This window comes from Methylomonas sp. 2BW1-5-20 (assembly GCF_052474515.1).
Window position 1 is genome coordinate 1,885,171 of sequence record NZ_CP184127.1, and the last position, 19,594, is coordinate 1,904,764.

The following is a 19,594-nucleotide window of genomic DNA, read 5'->3' on the forward strand; positions in this document are numbered from 1 at the left end:
ATTGCCAGGAATATTCGGCTTGCGCCGCGCGGTTTGATGTTTTCAAGGTAATGAAACGAATTCGATGAAGTTTAACGATTATAATGGTCCGGCCTACTTTGCAAAAACTTCTTGCGCAGCGTTTCGTGCCGGCTATAGTGGAAATTGATATGCATTTTATCCCGTGTTTTTTACTGCTTGCCGCTCTGACCGGCGTTTTGCCGAACAGTGCCCGGGCGGAAGAAATCTCGCTAGTCACGCAACGTCAACAATTTTTGCGCGCGGAGCAAGCGCTGAACCAAAATCGCGATGCCGAGTATCTGGCGCTGGCGCCGGGATTGAAAGGCTACCCGCTATATCCTTATCTGCAATACCAGTGGCTAAAAAATCGTCTGGATGCCGATAGCGAAATCAAGCAGTTTCTTGTCGACCACGCCGCCAGCCGATACGCGGCCGGGCTCCGGCAGAGGTGGTTGCTAGCCTTGGGTAAAAAGCAGCAGTGGCAACTGTTAATGAATAACTATCAAGGCAGCGACGACCCGGAACTGCAATGCTATGCCGGTTTGGCGCAATTCCAAACCGGACAAATCTTGGAAGCATTCAATCAAGCCCGCGCCTTGTGGTTAAGCGGCAAATCGCAGCCGGATAATTGCGATGCCTTGTTCGAGATTTTTAAAGCATCGCCATATTTTAATACCGAGCTGATAAAACAGCGATTTCACGCTGCGCTTAATCGCGACAATCAAAACCTGGCCGGCCACTTAACCCGATTCTTTAGCGGTCCGGAACTCGATCTAGCAAATACTTGGTTAACACTGCACCGGCAACCTGAAGCGGTTGCCACCGATACCGGCTGGCGTAAATACGTGGACCAAGCGGGAGAGTTACTTGCGCATGCGATTGATCGCTGGCTGGAAACCGACGTCGAAGCGGCGACAACAACTTGGGACAACACTAAATCGCAAATCGCTGTGCCGCCGGCAACGGCAGCTTTTATCGAAAAACGCATAGCTGTTGCATTGGCCTTGAAACGCGACAACCGCGCCTACGCCCGTTTGTCGAAGCTGGAAAACAGCGACGAATCGGCGCGGGAATGGCGGGTCAGAGCGGCTTTAAACATGCAAAACTGGCAAGATGTCGCCACCGCGATTGCCGGCCTCAATGAAGAAGAAAAATCCCGGGAAAAATGGCAATACTGGCAAGCGCGCGGCTGGGCGGAAACCGGCCAGAACGCGGCGGCCGGCACTCTGTTTCAACAACTCGCAAAAAATCGCAGTTTTTACGGCTTTCTGGCCGCGAGCCGACTGCGGCAATCCATCTCGCTGGTCGATCGCCCCTTAATGGTTCCCGCTCAGGATCTCGATTATCTGCAAAATCAGACCGATTTTCAGATAGTTTCCGAGTTGATAGCCATAGACCGTAAACCAGAAGCCAAGCGGCAATGGTGGTACGCAGTAGGCAAGCTGGATAACCGCTTGTTGCCGGCCGCCGCTAAATTGGCGCAACAGTGGCACGAGCCGGCACTAGCGATTTCCACGATAGCTAAGGCCAATCATTGGGACGACGTCAATCTGCGTTTCCCGTTGGAATATATCCGGCAAATCCAAAGTAACGCCTCGGCGCAACAATTGGATCCGGCCCTGATTCTGGGTTTGATCCGCCAGGAAAGCGCATTCGACGAATTGGCGGACTCCCCGGCCGGCGCCAAGGGTTTGATGCAGGTCATGCCGAAAACCGGAAAGCAAATCGCCGCCGACTTGCACGATAGCTGGGACAGCGACTACAACCTGTTCAAACCCGAACTCAACTTAAAGTACGGCTCGTTTTACTTTAAAAAGCTGTTGCAGCAATTCAACGGACACGTACCGCTAGCCGCCGCCGCCTATAATGCCGGCGCCAATAAAGTCAAACGCTGGCTGCCCGAAAACCGCCCGCTACCGGCCGATATTTGGATAGAAACCATACCTTATAAAGAGACTCGAGGCTATGTCGCGTCGGTATTAATGTATAGCTTGATTTATCAGCAGCGCCTGCAACGCGACAGTTTAAAGATCGACGATCTACTGCGCGAGGTAATGCCCGGATAAAAATTGAGCTGATTTTTTAAGCCGATTATTAGATAATGCCGCAGTTTTTGAACCCACCAACCAGGTAAGAATTAGAATGGAGAAGCAGCACAGTTTCACGCGCGAAGAATTATTGATGTCCGGCCGCGGCGAGTTATACGGCCCGGCGAACGCGCAGCTACCGCTTCCCAATATGCTGATGATGGACCGCATCGTCCATATTTCCGATGAAGGCGGCAAATACGGCAAGGGCGAAATCATCGCCGAGTTGGATATTACCCCCGAATTATGGTTTTTCGACTGCCATTTTCAAGGCGACCCGGTCATGCCCGGCTGTCTTGGTTTGGACGCGATGTGGCAATTGGTCGGCTTCTATTTATGTTGGTTGGGCGGCCCAGGCAAAGGTCGCGCGCTGGGTTGTGGCGAAGTTAAATTCACCGGCCAAGTACTACCTACAGCCAAAAAAGTCACTTATAAAATCGACTTGAAACGCGTGATTCTGCGCAAGCTGGTCATGGGCATCGCCGATGCCACGATGGAAGTCGATGGCAAACAAATCTACGAAGCGACCGATTTACGAGTCGGCTTATTCACTTCCACCCAAGATTTCTAAGGAAACCGTCATGAAACGCGTAGTTGTAACAGGTTTAGGGATAGTTTCCAGCATCGGCAACAACCGGGACGAAGTGGTCGATTCATTGAGAACGGGCCGCTCCGGTATCGTTCACGCTCCCGTCTATGAAGAGATGGGCTTTCGCAGTCATGTGCACGGCCCGGTCAACATCAACCTGGATGAAGCGATAGACCGTAAAATAAAACGCTTTATGGGCGACGGCGCTGCTTACAACTATCTGGCTATGGAACAAGCTATCGCCGACTCCGGCCTGGAAGATACGCAAATTTCCAATGTCCGTACCGGATTAGTGATGGGCTCCGGCGGACCTTCGACCTCCAACTTGGTGGATTCAGCCGACATTCTCCGCTCCAAAGGCGTGAAGAAAGTCGGTCCGTATATGGTGACCCGCGCCATGTCCAGCACCAACACAGCCTGCCTGGCCACGCCTTTCAAAATCAAAGGTGTTAATTACTCCATCAGTTCCGCTTGCGCGACCAGCGCCCACTGCATCGGCCACGCCATGGAATTGATTCAATTGGGCAAGCAAGACATCGTTTTCGCCGGCGGCGGCGAAGAACTGCACTGGACTATGTCCGTGATGTTCGACGCGATGGGCGCACTGTCTTCAAAATATAATGACACGCCAGCCACGGCATCACGCCCCTACGACGAAACCCGCGACGGCTTCGTGATCTCCGGCGGCGGCGGTGTTTTGGTGATTGAGGAACTGGAACACGCCAAAGCGCGCGGCGCAAAAATCTACGCAGAGCTGGTCGGCTATGGCGCCACTTCCGATGGCTACGACATGGTACAACCCTCCGGCGAAGGCGCGGTGCGCTGCATGCAACAAGCCTTGGCTACCGTTCATGAAAAAATCGACTATATCAACGCGCACGGCACCAGCACCCCGGTAGGCGATACCCGCGAATTGGAAGCGATGCGCGAGGTATTCGGTGCCGACGGCGTACCAGCGGTCAGTTCAACCAAATCACTAACAGGTCATGCCCTGGGTGCGGCTGGCGTCAACGAAGCCATTTATTCCTTGCTGATGATGCAAGAAAACTTCTTGAGCGCGTCCGCCAACATTAATCAGTTAGACCCAGGCGCGGCCGGCATTCCGATTGTTAGAGAATATCAAGATAACGTGACACTGAACACCATCATGTCCAACAGCTTCGGCTTCGGTGGCACCAATGCCACGCTGATTTTCCAACGCTATAACGGCTAATTTTGGGCGGCTGGAACATCAATTTCAGCCGCCCCTCATCGCATCCATGTCCGATCCAGAACACAAATCCCGCACCCAGTTTAACAAGCTGCAAAAACGCCTGAGGCGTTGCGTTGGCGAAGCTATCGCTGATTTCAATATGATAGAACCCGACGACAAGGTGATGGTTTGCCTGTCCGGCGGGAAGGATTCGTATACGATGCTGGACATTCTGCTGAACCTGCAGAAAACCGCGCCGATTAATTTCGAGATCATTGCGGTCAATCTGGATCAAAAGCAACCGGGTTTCCCGGAACACGTGCTGCCGGAATATCTGCAATCGATAGGCGTGCCCTACCACATCATCGAGCACGATACCTACAGCATCGTCAAACGCATCATCCCGGAAGGCCAAACTACTTGCAGCCTGTGTTCCCGGCTACGCCGCGGCACGCTGTACGGATTTGCCAAGGAACATAAGATCACCAAGATCGCCCTCGGTCATCATCGCGACGACATTATCGAAACCTTCTTCCTGAACATGTTCTACGCCGGCAAATTAAAAGCGATGCCGCCAAAGTTGCTCAGCGACGACAAGCAAAACATCGTAATTCGGCCACTCGCCTACTGCCGGGAAAAAGACATCAACCGCTTCGCGGCTTTCAAACAGTTTCCGATCATTCCCTGCAATCTTTGCGGTTCTCAAGAAAACCTGCAACGTAAGGCCATGAAGCAAATGCTGACCGGTTGGGATAAACAGTTCCCCGGCCGTATAGAAACCATTTTCGCCAGCCTGCAAAATATCGCACCGTCGCAAATGGCGGATGCCAGCCTGTTCGATTTTGCCGGGCTACGCCGCGATCCCGAATCAAACCTGCCGCGAGTAGTCTCTGACGAAGCTGGACTGGACATCCTCGAACGCTAACCATGGAATGCAACGATGAAAAATACAATTTTGGTGACGGGCGGCGCCGGCTACATCGGTAGCCATACCTGCGTAGAGCTACTGAATAACGGCTTCGAGGTCATCGTGGTCGATAATCTCCGCAACAGCAAACTTGAATCGCTGAAACGCATCGAAACTATCACCTCGCAAAAACCCGTTTTCTATCAAGCCGACATAACCGACCAAGCCGCACTGCGCGCGATTTTCAAAGCGCATAAAATCGATGCAGTGATTCATTTCGCCGGCCTGAAAGCCGTCGGCGAATCCTGCCAGCAACCCTTGAGTTATTACCGCAACAATATCTACGGCACCCAAGTGCTGCTGGAGACAATGAGCGAATTTGCGGTGAAAAGATTGGTTTTCAGCTCGTCCGCGACCGTTTACGGCGATCCGCATAGTGTGCCGATTCTGGAAAACTTTCCGCTGCAAGCCACCAATCCTTACGGCCGCACCAAACTGTTTATCGAAGAAATCCTGCGGGATGTCAGCAATGCCGATACATTTAATAGCAACCAACCCTGGCAATTCGCAATCCTGCGTTACTTCAACCCGATCGGTGCGCACAGTAGCGGGATGATAGGTGAAGATCCCAATGGCATACCCAATAATCTGATGCCGTTTTTGTCGCAGGTAGCCATCGGCAAATTACCGATTCTATCGGTATTCGGTGACGACTATCCCACCAAGGACGGCACCGGCGTCCGCGATTACATTCATGTGGTGGATTTGGCGCAAGGCCATATCAAAGCCTTGCAATACCTGCTCGGCAAAGCTGCCGATACTGCGGTTTGCGATGCAATAAATTTAGGGACCGGCAACGGCTACAGCGTATTGGAAATGATCAACACCTTTATCGAAGTAACAGATCAGGCCGTTCCCTACAAAATCGCACCACGTCGAGCCGGCGATGTTGCGGCTTGCTACGCCGACCCGAGTTTAGCGGAAGAGAAAATAGGCTGGAAAGCGGAACGGGATTTAAAGCAGATGATGACCGACACTTGGCGCTGGCAGAAAAATAATCCCAACGGCTATAACTAAACCGACTCGGCAATTAATACCAAACCGCCGTTTTCAACCCGATTCCTGCCTTTGCGTTTGGCTTCGTACAAGGCAGCATCCGCGGTTTGCACCAATTGCAAAGCAATCTCTGCGACAGGTTTTTTCTGCGATCGACTGGGCCGGTAAGTCGCCACACCGATTGAAATAGTTACCGGGATGGCTTGATCGCCGTATTTCACCTGCAGATTGGCAATACTAAATCTGATCCTCTCGGCGATTTCCGAAGCGGTGCTTTCGTCGCTTTGCGACAGCAAGGCCACAAATTCTTCACCGCCATAGCGCGCCAGCACATCGTTATTACGCAGCAACTTCTTGATAATACCGGCTACGACAGCCAACACATGATCGCCAGCCTGATGCCCAAAACCGTCGTTGATGCGCTTAAAAAAATCGATATCCAGAAATAGACAAGACAACGGCTCGCGATTGCGCTGACTGCGATCCAGTTCTTCCTCTATGCGCTGCTCCAAGAAACGCCGATTGTTCACGCCGGTCAAGGGATCGACCAAGCTGGTACGACGCATGGTTTCGACGTTTAAATTGTTTTCCAAACAAATGCTGATGACCGAGGCGATATGCTCGACAAAATCGGTGGCCATACCTTGCATGAAGCGCTCGTTATGATAACTGCCCAGGTTTAAAGACCCCAGATACCTATCCCGACGAATCAGCGGTGCAATCACCACCGACGCCGGCTTTTGTTGATTGGATTCGGAAAAAAACTTTTCGCAGACCGTGGTTTGATAGCTTCCCAAAAACGGTTGATCGGACAATCCGAAACTATGGCGCAATTGCCATTCGCTACTTGCCAAAAACAGCCCTTCCCTGTCCCGGTAATTATAATTATCCACTTCCAGATAGCCGGCTATTTCGTTTTTCGAGTCGATCAAACACAAGCTAATTACGTCCAGATCGAACAGCGCCTTGGCCTCCCCGAGAATAAACTCGATCATTTCCGCCAGCGAATTAAGCCCCAGCAGACGCATTTCAAAATTTTGTAAACGCTTCAAGGTCAGGCTGTTATGTTGGACGCGGTTGAGCATTCCGTCCAAATGACTTTCCAACACCCGCAAATCTGTCGTTATATCCTGTTCCAAGCTCAACCCCACCCGCTGAATCAAGTCGATAAGACTAGCAGTTTTCGCAGAAAAAGTGTGGGCCAATAGACACTCCCAATCCGACTACGACTTTATATCACCGGTATTATTTATTAGCGGTAAAACACAGGGAAAAAGCAGTTCCCACACCATACACAGGAACTGCCCGATGCTCATTAGGCCACTTGTTTCGCTTTGTCTTGATAACTGTCGATTTGATCGAAATTTAGATAGCGATAGGTATCCGCACTGGTTTGTTCGATGCTGGCGGCGTATTGCATATACTCCGCCACCGTCGGAATTTTGCCCAGCAGCGAACATACCGCCGCCAATTCCGCCGAGGACAGATAGACGTTGGCGCCGTTGCCCAAGCGGTTGGGGAAGTTACGCGTCGAGGTCGATACCACAGTCGAGCCTTCCGCCACCCGCGCCTGGTTACCCATGCACAACGAACATCCCGGCATTTCGGTGCGCGCGCCGACTTTACCAAAGGTGCCGTAATAGCCCTCTTCAATCAGCTGGTTTTGATCCATTTTGGTCGGTGGCGCAACCCATAAGCGGGTCGGCAACGCGCCGGCTTTTTCCAGTAATTTGCCGGCGGCGCGGAAGTGACCGATGTTGGTCATGCAGGAACCGATAAACACCTCGTCGATCTTGGTACCAGCCACTTCCGACAATGGCTTGATGTCATCCGGATCGTTCGGGCAAGCCAGCAATGGCTCGGTGATTTGGTTCAAATCGATTTCAATAATTTCCGCATACTCCGCATCCTGATCCGCTTCCATCAATATCGGCTTCTCCAGCCAATCTTGCATCGCCTTGATCCGGCGTTGGATAGTTCTGGCATCGCCGTAACCTTCCGCGATCATCCATTTCAACAAGGTAATGTTGGAGTTCAGATATTCGCGAATCGGCGCTTCGTTGAGCTTGATGGTGCAACCACCGGCAGAACGTTCCGCTGACGCGTCGGACAGCTCGAATGCTTGCTCGACTTTCAAATCCGGCAAACCTTCAATCTCCAGAATCCGGCCGGAAAACACGTTTTTCTTGCCCTGCTTCGCCACGGTCAGCGAGCCGCTTTTTAATGCGGCATACGGAATCGCGTTGACCAGATCGCGCAAAGTAATCCCAGGCTGCATTTGGCCTTTAAAGCGCACCAAAACCGATTCCGGCATATCCAGCGGCATCACGCCGGTCGCGGCCGCAAACGCCACCAGACCGGAACCGGCCGGGAAGGAAATGCCAATTGGGAAGCGGGTGTGCGAATCGCCGCCGGTGCCGACGGTATCCGGCAACAGCATCCGGTTCAGCCAGGAGTGAATCACGCCATCACCGGGACGCAGTGACACGCCGCCGCGCGTCATGATGAAGTCCGGCAAGGTGTGCTGCATTTGCACGTCGACCGGTTTCGGATAGGCGGCGGTGTGGCAGAAGGATTGCATCACCAAATCAGCCGAAAAACCCAGGCATGCCAAGTCTTTTAACTCGTCACGAGTCATCGGCCCGGTAGTATCCTGAGAGCCGACCGTAGTCATTTTCGGTTCGCAATAGCTGCCCGGCCTAACCCCGGCGACACCGCACGCTTTACCGACGATTTTTTGCGCCAGCGTGAAACCCTTGCCGCTGTCGTGAGCCACGCCCAAGCGGCGGAACACAGTGGAAGCGGGCAAGCCCAAAAATTGGCGGGCGCGGTCGGTCAAACCCCGACCGATAATCAATGGAATCCGGCCGCCGGCGCGAACTTCGTCGAAGATGACTTCGGTTTTTAAACTAAATTCGCACACAACTTCATCCGTACCGTGACGTTTGACCACACCTTGATAAGGATAAATATCGATCACATCACCCATCGCCATCCCGGTGACATCGCATTCGATCGGCAGTGCGCCGGAATCTTCCATAGTATTAAAGAAAATCGGCGCGATCTTGCCGCCGATGCAGACGCCGCCGCCGCGCTTGTTGGGGATAAACGGAATGTCGTCGCCCATGAACCACAACACAGAGTTGGTGGCGGATTTGCGCGAGGAGCCGGTGCCGACCACGTCGCCGACGTAGGCCACCGGAAAGCCCTTGGCTTTGAGTTCGGTAATTTGCTGTTCGGCATTGGTGATGCCGTCGCGCGGCATTTTCAGCATGGCCTTGGCGTGCAACGGGATGTCCGGCCGCGACCAGGCGTCTGGCGCAGGCGACAAATCGTCGGTATTGGTTTCGCCGGTGACTTTAAATACCGTCACTGTCAGTTTTTCCGGCACTTCCGGCTTGGCCGTAAACCATTCGGCATCGGCCCAGGACTGCAATACCTGTTTGGCGTAAGCATTGCCGGCTTCGGCTTTTTCTTGGACATCGTGGAAAGCATCGAAAATCAGCAAAATTTGCGACAGTGCTTTGGCGGCAATCGGCGCCAACCCAGCATTGTCGAGCAATTCGATCAGCGGTGCTACGTTGTAACCGCCGAGCATGGTACCGAGCAATTCGGTGGCTTTTTCCGGCGTTAGCAAAGGTGAAGTTGCCTCGCCTTTTGCAACGGCGGTCAGAAAACCGGCTTTGACATACGCGGCTTCATCGACGCCGGCGGGAATGCGATTTGCCAGCAAATCCAGCAAAAACACTTCTTCGCCGACGGGCGGATTTTTCAGTAACTCAACCAATGCCGCGACTTGCTCGGCGTCCAGAGGTTTAGGCACTACGCCCTCGGCGGCGCGTTCGGCTACGTGTTGTCGGTATTGTTCTAACATAGATTTATCCTGGAGAAAACGGTACTCCCGCTCTGGGAACCGGTTAAAAAAACTAACTGATGACTGTCGCCTCCAACCGAATTAACTCATCGCATCGACAATGGCTTGCCCCATTTCCTTGGTGCCGTATTTACTGTCGGAGTTCAAATCAGGGGTCACATAAACACCGCCGTTCACGACCTTTTCAATGGCGTTTTGCATGCGGATGGCGGCTTCGTGTTCGCCTAAATGGTTCAGCATCATCACGCCACCCATCATTACCGCCGTAGGGTTGGCAATATTTTTGCCGGCGATATCCGGCGCGCTGCCGTGTACCGCTTCGAATAGGGCGGCATCGGCACCGATATTGGCACCCGGAATTAAGCCTAGCCCACCCACCAGACCAGCGGTCAAATCGGACAGAATGTCGCCAAACATATTCGTGGTTACCACCACATCGAATTGCTCAGGCTTCATCACCATGTGCATGCAGGCCGCATCGACAATTTTTTCGTCGAATTCAATATCCGGATATTTTGCCGCCACTTCCCGCGCTGCTCTCAGAAACAAGCCCTGAGTGTATTTAAGGATATTGGCCTTGTGGCAAACCGTGACCTTTTTGCGGTCGTTATCAATCGCATATTTGAAGGCATATTCAACGATACGTTCCGAACCGACTTTGGTGACCACCGCCAGGCTCTCGGCAATGTCTTTGGCCGGGGTCAGATAATGTTCCAAACCCACATACAAACCTTCGGTATTTTCGCGCACAATGACGATGTCCACATCGTCGTAGCGGGTTTTCACACCCTTCCAGCTTTTTGCCGGCCGCACGTTGGCATAGAGGTCGTATTGTTTGCGCAGTTCGACATTGATACTTCTAAAGCCCTCTCCGACCATCGTGGTCAGTGGGCCTTTAAACGCCACCCGCGTTTGCGCGATAGATTCCATCGTGGCATCCGGCAGCGGCGTACCGGTTCTTTCGTAAGCCGACATGCCGGCATCCGCCTCATGCCAATTAATTTTTGCACCCGATGCGTTAATCGCCGCCACTGCGGCATCCATGATCGAAGGGCCAATACCATCACCTTTAATCAACGTGACGTTATGCATTCATATCTCCTAAGTTTATGTTTAAAAATCGAGTAACTGTTACACGCGGGTGGATCGGCGGATAGCGGTAGTCATGAACGCACTCACCCGATCGAACGACATCGATATTATAAATGGCGGTAAATTCACTCCGGCAATAAATCGCGAATTGGTAATGAATGATACACAGTTTCACCGCTCACCGCACAGGGAACCGGCATTTGCCACACCCGAACCTTGGACAAAATTTCCATTCAAATTAAACTGCACCTAGCCGCCCTGCCAATAATTTCAGCAAAGTTCATGCCCAATTAAAACAGATAAGTCACGGACCAATAATCGGCATCAACACAGTAAAAAAAGCGGTATGATCGATAGCAGTTATTTCTGCCAAAATACCAGCCATGATCACCGTCGATAAGCTGACTTTCGAGTACCCCGGCCTGCGCGCCTTGGACGATGTGTCTTTCAAAATCGCCGCCGGCAGCATTACCGCGCTGGTCGGCCCTAATGGCGCCGGCAAAACCACGCTATTGCGTTGCATGGCAGCATTAGATCAGCCGGTTAGCGGCGCAATCAACATCGCCGGCATCGACGTCCTGGAACAACCACGCGATTGCCATCGTATCATCGGCTATTTATCTGATTTTTATGGCCTTTATCAACGATTGACCGTGCGGCAGTGCTTGCACTATGTAGCCCGCGCCCAAGGCATTTTAGAATCCGATTGCGCTGCCGCTATTGACGATGTCAGCCGGCGCTTGCATATTCAAGATAGATTGGAAAACAGCCCGGTCGAGTTATCTCGCGGCCTGCGCCAGCGGGTAGCGATTGCGCAAGCCACCATCCATAAACCGCCGGTAGTCTTGCTGGACGAACCAGCCTCCGGCCTGGATCCGGAGGCCCGCCACGAACTGGCTGAGCTGTTTCTGGATTTGCAATCCCAAGGCATGACGCTGATGGTTTCTTCGCACATCCTCGCGGAATTGGAAGCCTACTGCACCGATATGCTGGTGCTGCGCCAAGGCCGTATCGTCGAACAAGTCGCTGTCAAAGTCCCTTCGTTAGTCAAACCGTTTAAATTGCTGCTAGCCAAACCGGTCGAAAACCTGCTCAGCCTTTTACAAACGCAAACCGGTTTTAAGGTGTTGAATTGCGACGACAAACAGCAAGCCTTGTTGCAAATCGACGGTGACGCAAGCCTACAACACCAAGCACTGAAAACCCTGTTTGCTTTGGATTTGCCGGTCTGCGAGTTCGCCCCCGCCAGCAGCAATCTGCAAGACGCTTATCTACAAACCATCCGCGACGCCTCATGAATCTGAATCCCGAATTTCAACGCCAGCTGATTTTGGAATGCTCCCAGGCCCGACTAGTCGGCGCACCGGCCATGTTGGGAGCCGTATTCAGCCTAACGTATTTTCTGGACAATTACCGTCTGGGCACCATAACCGCGCAAGCCGCGCTGATGCTATTCTTACTGATCACCCTCCTCTGGGGTACGCGGCAAAGCCTCGACAGTATCGTCGAGGAATATCGTGACCGCACCTGGGATACCCAGCGTCTCTCCGCGCTGGGACCTTGGCAAATGGCCTGGGGCAAACTGCTCGGCAGCACCAGTATGGTCTGGTACTGCGCCAGCATCTGTCTGCTGGTTCATGCCTTGGCCACCAATAACCCCGCCACCCTGCCTTTATTGTTTTTTTATGCGATAGGCACGGCCTTACTGGTGCAAAGTGCTGGCTTGCTAATAGGTTTGCTGGCCGTACAACGCGGTCAACTGAAAACCGGATCGATACTGGTTTTGGCTTTGGTAGGTTTTATTATCGTCACGCCATCATTGACGGATTTAACCGATACTTCTAATTATTTGCCCGGCACTTCGCTAATCAATTCTTGGTACAACATACGAGTTCCCGCGCAGACCTTGCACCAAATAAGCCTATTTTTTGCATTATTCTGGTGCATCATGGGCGACTATCGTCTGCTGGCGCAAGACCTGGGAATACGGAATTTGCCTTGGGCCTGGTTTGGCTTTACGCTATTTTTGATCGTTTATTTGGGCGGCTTTATACCCAGCTCCGGTTATTCGTTTTCCCTGGCTGCTTTTGTAGTTTGCACCGCGCTGACATACGTCGGTGCCATCGTCGAACGGCACGAGCCGATGCGCATCAAACGCTTGCTGGATTATTGGCAACAAGCCAACTGGCGCCGAGTTGGCGAAGAATTGCCATTGGGTGTATTGAGTTTTGCGCTTAGTCTGCCGTTTGCAGTCTTTCTGAGTTTCCGCGAGCAACAACTGGCTTGGCTCGACATTTCCTTGCACGCTTATCCATTAGCAATCGCTTTGCTGGTTTTACGCGATTGCGCTATCTACCTATTTTTTTGCTACGGCAAAAACCCGCAACGTGCATTCAGCCTAAGTTTGCTGTCCGCCGCACTGCTGTACGGCATTCTACCCGGGCTGTTCAGTGCGGTCGGCATGAGAAGTATATCGGCGCTATTTTTTCCGCTGTGGGCCGATTCGGCAATCGGTGCTCTGATCTCGGCTGTATTGCAATGCGCATTGATTTTAAGCATTCTTTATCAACGCTGGAGATTAAGTATTTAAAACCAGACGAACATGTTTATGCGTTAGTTAAGATTGCTTGCTTAAGCCTGCCGGAACAGAGAGAATAAAGCCAAGAAATAAAAACAACAATAACTTGGCTATCGGAAAGGCTAATGCGCCATTGGGCGGCGCCGAATACGATGGTTGCGACTGGGACCTGGTATGCGCAAACCAAATCCGTTTATCGACCACTTTTCCAGCAAGGCATTTTTCAGGGCTCCGGTCAGTCATCGCCCATTCAAGCATTTTCCGCGTACCCTTCAATCGTTAAGCCCCACCAAGCTATTTGCTATCCCACTGTTTGACGAAGACAGCGAACGGCGATTTTGGGAAGAACGCTATCTGGTATTACTAAGCCCGTTAAGATGGGCCTTAGGCTTGGGCGCTACTGCTTTCCTAGCCTATATTCTGCTTGATCTGCACATCGGCCATGTTTCCAGCTCGGAACTCTTGTTAAGGCTTCCCATCGTCTTGGTGCTTTTGGGTTTATTCAGATACTTATATGTTGGATTGGATGCCGTCTCAAAAATCAACACCATCGCCAAACTCAGCGCCGGGCTTTCCGCCGCTAACTTAATCGCCTTTCTGTTATATGACGGCAACCCCCGCTACTACGCGGAAACCTGGCCGGCCCTGTTGCCCATGTATTTTTTCAGCTATGGACAAATGTTCATGTCGTTGCGGGCAACGATAGGTTTTGGCTGGAGCACAGCGCTAGCCATGCCGCTTGCCGGCTATTGGCTTGGGCTGACCATGATAGATTTAATCCCTTCTATCCTCAACCTGCTTATCGTAAACGTGTTTGGGGTCTGTACCCGTTGCCAACTGGAAGCCTACGCCCGCAAATCCTTCCGCGAAAAACGCAAAGCCCAACTCAGTGCCGAAGATAGAACCCGTTTTTTACAGCAGATGGGGCACAATCTGCGCCAACCGTTGCAAGCGTTGGCCTGCTATGCCGCCGTATTGGACACCGCGCGAACCAACCAGCCCATCAATAGCGCGGCGTTTATGCTCAACCGCATGGGCTTGGTAATAGACGAATTAAATGCCGCCTTTAACCACGTGTTAGACATCGCCAACCTGGAAACCGGCCGGCAAATTCCGCAACCGGCCAACATCGATATCAATACATTGCTGACCAGCCTGGAAAATCAATATGCCCCGCAAGCCGCCAAGCGCGGCGTTCGGCTTAAAGTTGTGTTGCGCCGCCAGGAGCCATACAACATCCGCAGCGACATCAATATCCTGCGGCAAATCCTCGGTAATTTGCTCGATAACGCCATTAAATATACCGAGAGCGGCTGGATACTGGTGTCGGCAGTCAATACCGGCAAGCAACACCTGACATTGCATGTTTGCGACAGCGGCCCTGGGATTGCTGCCGAACTGCGCGAAGAGGTATTCAAGGAATTTGTTCGTAACCAGCGCCGCCAGAACGACAACAAAGTACCCGGATTGGGCATAGGCTTGGCTTACGTGGCCGCCGCCGTCAAATGTTTACCCGATCACAGTCTGAACTTGGTGTGCGGTTCGCGTTTTGGCTGCGACTTTAAACTCCAACTACCGGTTGCCGAGCCGATGCCGACTGTAAACAGCGGACTAGATAGAGGCGGCGACTTCTCCGGCTACTTTGTGATGGTGGTGGACGACGATGCCGAGGTATTACAAGCCATCGCCAAGCAACTGAAAACCTGGGGCTGCCTAGTACACGAAGCCTTGTCTCTGGCGGAAACCTTAGAGTTACTAAGCGAAAATGATAGAGACCCGGACTTATTGATCACCGACTTTTATCTGGGCAACCGCGAAACCGCGCATGACGTCATCGCTGCGGTTCACTCCGCTTGCGGACCGGTACCGACCATGATTCTATCCGCCCGCGCCATCTCGGACCACGAGAAAACCATGCTGCCGCCACACACCGCTATTCTGCGCAAACCCGCCGGCGCCACAACCCTGATGGATGCCATGGCTAACACCATGCAGATAACCAAATCTTCCTGCGATAAAAGCAGCGAGTCGGCCCGCTAACGGGTTCTTTGGGGGCAATCACACCCACAAATTTTAACCCGCCGCCGTCAATTCCCAATGTCGTTAAGTTAAGCGCCTGATGGACGCTTGCATGGATACGGGAGGTAGGACAACGCAGGGAGCGGTTGCCGAGTGCTTCAATTCCCCACCCCCGGCTTCCCAAACACAATCCCCCGCTCAAACACCTTCACCAACAACTCAGTGCGCTTAGCAACACCAAATTTTTGATAAATCGGCCGCAAATGATTGCGCACGGTTTGCTCTTCGATACCCAATTGCCGGGCAATCTGCTTATTGCCTATCCCTTGCACCAACCAAGTCAACACCTCGAACTCTCGCGGTGTCAGACCTACACTGGCCGAATCGGTTACGTTGGGCAGCTGTGTAACGCCACCAGCGGGCAAATCAACGATAGGTTGCAACCCCACCGCCGACGCCGGCAAATACACCTTGCCTGCCAATACGTCCCGCAACGCATCGACAAACACCTGCCGAGACACCGTCTTGACGATAAACCCCATTGCTCCCAAACGTAGCGCCCGGAATACCAACTCCCTTTCCTCCAGCCCGGAAAACATCACCACACACAAATCCGGAAAGGCTGCCTTCAATTCCGTCAAGCCTGTCAACCCGTCTTTGCCGGGTAACTGCACATCCAACATGACCAGATTCAACGGCGTTTGCTTAGCCAACAGCAACCCATCGTCAAAGCTCTCAGCTTCGAATACTTGTAACTCAGGGATGATTAGCTTCAACAAACACGCCACACCCTCGCGGGCACAAAAATGGTCATCAATGAGAAGGACGTTCATAAGCGTATAAAGGCCGGCTTAAATCGGTGCGGGTTATATTGTAACGGGGATAAATGGCTACCGTACCAGTACGTTTGTACTGGTACGAAAAGCAACTGGCTATACAGCGCTGGTTTCCGGAAAATTCGAGCCAAGTCACAGCGACGTCTGACCGGAGGGTTTTGACTAACGATGCAAAAAGACTAGAGATTCAGAGCCGTCAAGCCGCTACGCAAAACCTTGATTCCAGGTCAATGGTTAACGGCCACACCTCCAACTTGCCTACTGTCGTGGGGTGACGGACTTGGAACACCTTGACTGAGAACCAGGTTTCGGCTCGACGGCAGCCTTTTTTCGAAGCCGGCAACAGGTGAAAACGAAAACTCGCTGAATAGTTATTAGCATCATTCAAACAATAAAAAACACATTATAAAAATGGCATCCAATAAAAAACTTGTCGCCTTAGCTTCATTAATACTGAATGTAATAACCATGGGCGGCTGCGCCGTAATAGACGAACATCTATATGATCCCGCCGCATCTCATGCGAGGGTGGACCCATTGTTTAGAACCGCCGAATGCCAAAACTATCGCGCTCCTGATGGACAGCATTGGGGCAAATCTTTGCTTGAAGGTTCAACCAGAAATATTAGTAGCTTATTTTTTAAAGATACCTGCGGTTACCAAGCCAGATCGATAGTTGAATTTTCCGGGGACCCCAAAAATCAAGGTTACGATCAATATCTTAACTATTGCATAAATAATCTAACCAAGGCAACGTCACAGCCGACGTGTTTGTCGAATTTCTGAAACGTCTGCTGCGCGGTGCAGAACAGCCGATCATCTTGGTCGTCGACGGCCATCCGATTCACAAGGCTAAGATTGTGAAAACTTTTGTGGAGCAACAGCAAGGCCGTTTGCAGTTGGTTTTTCTGCCACCCTACGCGCCACAACTCAATCCGGATGAACAGGTTTGGGGCTATATCAAGCCACGTGTTGCCAAGCAGATGCCGGAAAATAAAATCGAATTAAAGAAACTCGTTCAATCTGCCATGCATCGCTTACAGAAACTCCCGGATATCGTGAAATCTTTCTTCAGGCACCCAGAATGTCAATATGCTGGCCAGTGACAATACTTGCTTTATGAGCAGTATATTTCACAGCCATTTTACTCGCCGCGTTACTTGCCGGATGCACCACGACAGCCCCCAATCTCATTCAAGTTTCAAAAAGCGCTCTGCATTGCGAGATCAACGCTATCTCCAATGTAAAATTAACGCCAGAGAATGCGTCCTGGGAAGTCGATTGCGCGGGAAGCGGCGGGAAGCATTATTTTGGCGGCTCAAGAATGAACATGGCGCCTAATCAGCCGTTTGGCGTTTACTGCTCTTAACGTTGCCAGCAAATCATTATTGTTACAAGCCAACAAGGTCCCGTGTGCTCAAAAGCCGTGCCTTTCCTGCCAGAACTGTATCTGCGCAGGGATTTGGTAGTTTACTATGATGGACCGTTTAGCGAAGTTTAGCCGCCATTTGCTGCATTTCACTCTGCGAAGCATCCACTATTATTCGGCATTATTAGTGTTTGATCAGCAAGCTCAAGTAGCCTTACGTTATTTCCAAAAATAACAAATGGGAATGATAGAAATAAGCTAATTTCCATCCACGGTTTATGCTTGTCTGCGCTAGACTTTTCGAATGCCGAGTCCGCAATCGGCATTTTTCCCAATCAACCGGAAGCGCTCATGAACCTAATAAAAATAAATACATTACAAATCCTGATCTGCATAACAACTCTACTGAGTGGATGCGCATCCAACGAAATTTATCGCAGCATTTACGAACCGTGTAGTGTTTCTTCGAACAATGCCTGCGAACGAAACTCCCTACACCTATACAATCCCGGTGCGGAAAACGAATACACCCTGGGTTTCGTTGAAATCGACGACCAAGGCCAAATGCGCGACCGCAAGCAAATGCAAGCCTTGCTGGACACGCTGTACGAAAAAGCCGGCAAGGAGAGCGTTTTACTGACCGTGTTCGTACACGGTTGGCACCACAACGCACGCCCAGGTGATCCGAATATCGAAAGTTTCAAGAATAACCTGGCCAAGCTCAGCGAAGTCGAAAATCAGCGCAGCAAAACCCTGAGACGACCTGCCCGCAAAATTGCCGGGGTTTACATCGGCTGGCGAGGCGAATCGATCGACGTCCCACCGTTCAACTATATGACGTTCTGGGACCGCAAAAGCACAGCCCAGGATGTGGGTTATCTTGGTATTAGCGAACTTTTGATCAAACTGGAAGAAATCGCCAACGTGCGTAATTCAATGAAGCCTTCGATTAAAAGTCGGCTGGTTGTTATTGGCCACAGTTTTGGCGGTGCTGTCGTTTTTAGCGCAACCTCACAGATTCTCGCCAGCCGATTCGTCGACAGCCAGGAGGGCAAAGGTTCTACCGACACTGCCAAAGGCTTCGGCGATTTAGTCGTGCTACTTAATCCGGCCTTCGAAGCACTGAGATACTCACCGTTTTACGACCTGGCACAAGCCCGATGCAGCTACTTCCCGGAACAAGTGCCGCGTCTAACGATTTTGACTTCAGAAGCGGACGACGCCACCGGCATTTTGTTTCCGCTGGGCCGGGTATTTTCCACAGTTTTCGAAACCCATCACAACATCGAACGCAACGACTGCAAACACCCGCTGGCCCTAGATGAAGGTGAAGCCGACAGAAATACCGTGGGCCATTATCTGCCACTGATCACCCACACCTTGACACCGTTGGCGCAAGAAACCAATATGAGACTAGCAAGCTACGAGAACATTAAAAACATCTGGAGTACCCAAACCCCAGGCGGTTCCACCCAATTCGGTTCAAATGTACTGACGCATCTGAATAATACCAATCCGCAAAATCCTTATCTGAATATCCGGGTAGCGGAAGAAATCATTGCCGACCACAACGATGTTTTCAATGAAAACGTTAATGAATTTATTCGGCAATTGATAGGGCTTTCTACTGAGGATTGAAGGAAAGCCAAAGAGATTGGAGATGCCGTGTTAGTCTCGGCACAGGGTGTGCCGAATGAATTCGTTCAACACATCCACGGCCATTTGCCAGTTGCCCTGGTTCAGAACTCCAGTTTGGGAACGCCATCTTGGAAGCTCCAACTTTCGTTGAAATGACCGGGAAGCCAGGGCTTGGTTACCAGCCCAAAACTGATGAGTTGGGACGGAGTTCCCCCGTATGCCGCGCCGAGCACCGGAGCTTTTGACGAGAACAGCCCGCAGGGGAGCGGCAGGGATGCCACTCGTTTTCGGAGGGGCAGGAAGCCCCCCCGAAAACCCTCGGCAAATACCCACGGGGCACAAGAGCGAGGAGCGCAG

Annotated in this window: 14 protein-coding genes; 10 read left to right on the forward strand and 4 right to left on the reverse strand. The window is 51.8% G+C overall.

What is annotated here, in order from left to right; translation table 11 throughout:
* Positions 1-149 precede the first annotated feature (149 nt).
* The 5 genes from ACH50O_RS08510 (at position 150) to galE (ending at position 5,852) form a co-directional block, all read left to right on the forward strand.
* Positions 150-2,066, forward strand: coding sequence for a transglycosylase SLT domain-containing protein (locus tag ACH50O_RS08510; RefSeq protein ID WP_446811589.1), 1,917 nt, complete (start codon positions 150-152; stop codon positions 2,064-2,066).
* Positions 2,067-2,142: 76 nt separating this feature from the next.
* Positions 2,143-2,658 carry a 3-hydroxyacyl-[acyl-carrier-protein] dehydratase FabA gene (gene fabA, locus ACH50O_RS08515; protein ID WP_301670843.1) on the forward strand — a complete coding sequence of 172 codons (516 nt, stop codon included), beginning with the start codon at positions 2,143-2,145 and terminating at the stop codon, positions 2,656-2,658.
* Positions 2,659-2,668: 10 nt separating this feature from the next.
* Positions 2,669-3,889, forward strand: coding sequence for a beta-ketoacyl-ACP synthase I (gene fabB / locus ACH50O_RS08520; RefSeq protein WP_446811590.1), 1,221 nt, complete (start codon positions 2,669-2,671; stop codon positions 3,887-3,889).
* A gap of 46 nt (positions 3,890-3,935) precedes the next feature.
* Positions 3,936-4,793 carry a tRNA 2-thiocytidine(32) synthetase TtcA gene (gene ttcA / locus ACH50O_RS08525; protein ID WP_446811591.1) on the forward strand — a complete coding sequence of 286 codons (858 nt, stop codon included), beginning with the start codon at positions 3,936-3,938 and terminating at the stop codon, positions 4,791-4,793.
* 15 nt (positions 4,794-4,808) lie between these two features.
* Entirely contained in the window at positions 4,809-5,852 is a 1,044-nt protein-coding gene (gene galE / locus ACH50O_RS08530; RefSeq protein ID WP_446811592.1) for a UDP-glucose 4-epimerase GalE, read from the forward strand.
* Here galE and ACH50O_RS08535 read toward each other — a convergent pair.
* The 3 genes from ACH50O_RS08535 to ACH50O_RS08545 all read right to left on the reverse strand — a co-directional run bounded on the left by ACH50O_RS08535 (position 5,849) and on the right by ACH50O_RS08545 (position 10,797).
* On the reverse strand, positions 5,849-7,036 hold the full coding sequence (locus ACH50O_RS08535; RefSeq protein ID WP_446811593.1) for a DUF484 family protein: 1,188 nt from the start codon (positions 7,034-7,036) through the stop codon (positions 5,849-5,851). The genes galE and ACH50O_RS08535 overlap by 4 nt on opposite strands.
* Positions 7,037-7,146: 110 nt before the next feature.
* Entirely contained in the window at positions 7,147-9,705 is a 2,559-nt protein-coding gene (gene acnB / locus ACH50O_RS08540; RefSeq protein WP_446811594.1) for a bifunctional aconitate hydratase 2/2-methylisocitrate dehydratase, read from the reverse strand.
* A gap of 81 nt (positions 9,706-9,786) precedes the next feature.
* Entirely contained in the window at positions 9,787-10,797 is a 1,011-nt protein-coding gene (locus ACH50O_RS08545) for an isocitrate/isopropylmalate dehydrogenase family protein (RefSeq protein ID WP_446811595.1), read from the reverse strand.
* Between the two features lie 383 nt (positions 10,798-11,180).
* Here ACH50O_RS08545 and ACH50O_RS08550 point away from each other — a divergent pair, with 383 nt between their 5' ends.
* From ACH50O_RS08550 to ACH50O_RS08560, 3 genes are all read left to right on the forward strand, one after another.
* The gene (locus ACH50O_RS08550) at positions 11,181-12,095 is read left to right on the forward strand and encodes an ABC transporter ATP-binding protein (protein ID WP_446811596.1); all 915 of its coding nucleotides are present in this window, start codon (positions 11,181-11,183) and stop codon (positions 12,093-12,095) included.
* Positions 12,092-13,387, forward strand: a complete 1,296-nt coding sequence (locus ACH50O_RS08555; protein ID WP_446811597.1) for a hypothetical protein — start codon at positions 12,092-12,094, stop codon at positions 13,385-13,387. The genes ACH50O_RS08550 and ACH50O_RS08555 overlap by 4 nt, the downstream gene beginning before the upstream one ends.
* 162 nt (positions 13,388-13,549) lie before the next feature.
* Positions 13,550-15,415 carry a hybrid sensor histidine kinase/response regulator gene (locus ACH50O_RS08560; protein ID WP_446811598.1) on the forward strand — a complete coding sequence of 622 codons (1,866 nt, stop codon included), beginning with the start codon at positions 13,550-13,552 and terminating at the stop codon, positions 15,413-15,415.
* Between the two features lie 137 nt (positions 15,416-15,552).
* Here the strand turns inward: ACH50O_RS08560 and ACH50O_RS08565 are convergent, their stop codons facing one another.
* The gene (locus tag ACH50O_RS08565) at positions 15,553-16,227 is read right to left on the reverse strand and encodes a response regulator (protein WP_446811599.1); all 675 of its coding nucleotides are present in this window, start codon (positions 16,225-16,227) and stop codon (positions 15,553-15,555) included.
* Positions 16,228-16,997: 770 nt separating this feature from the next.
* On the opposite strand from ACH50O_RS08565, the gene ACH50O_RS08570 reads away from it, so the two are divergent.
* Both ACH50O_RS08570 and ACH50O_RS08575 read left to right on the forward strand, forming a co-directional pair.
* Positions 16,998-17,336, forward strand: coding sequence for a transposase (locus tag ACH50O_RS08570; RefSeq protein WP_446811600.1), 339 nt, complete (start codon positions 16,998-17,000; stop codon positions 17,334-17,336).
* A gap of 614 nt (positions 17,337-17,950) precedes the next feature.
* Complete coding sequence (locus ACH50O_RS08575) at positions 17,951-19,237, forward strand: esterase (RefSeq protein WP_446811601.1); 1,287 nt, start codon at positions 17,951-17,953, stop codon at positions 19,235-19,237.
* Positions 19,238-19,594: the final 357 nt, after the last annotated feature.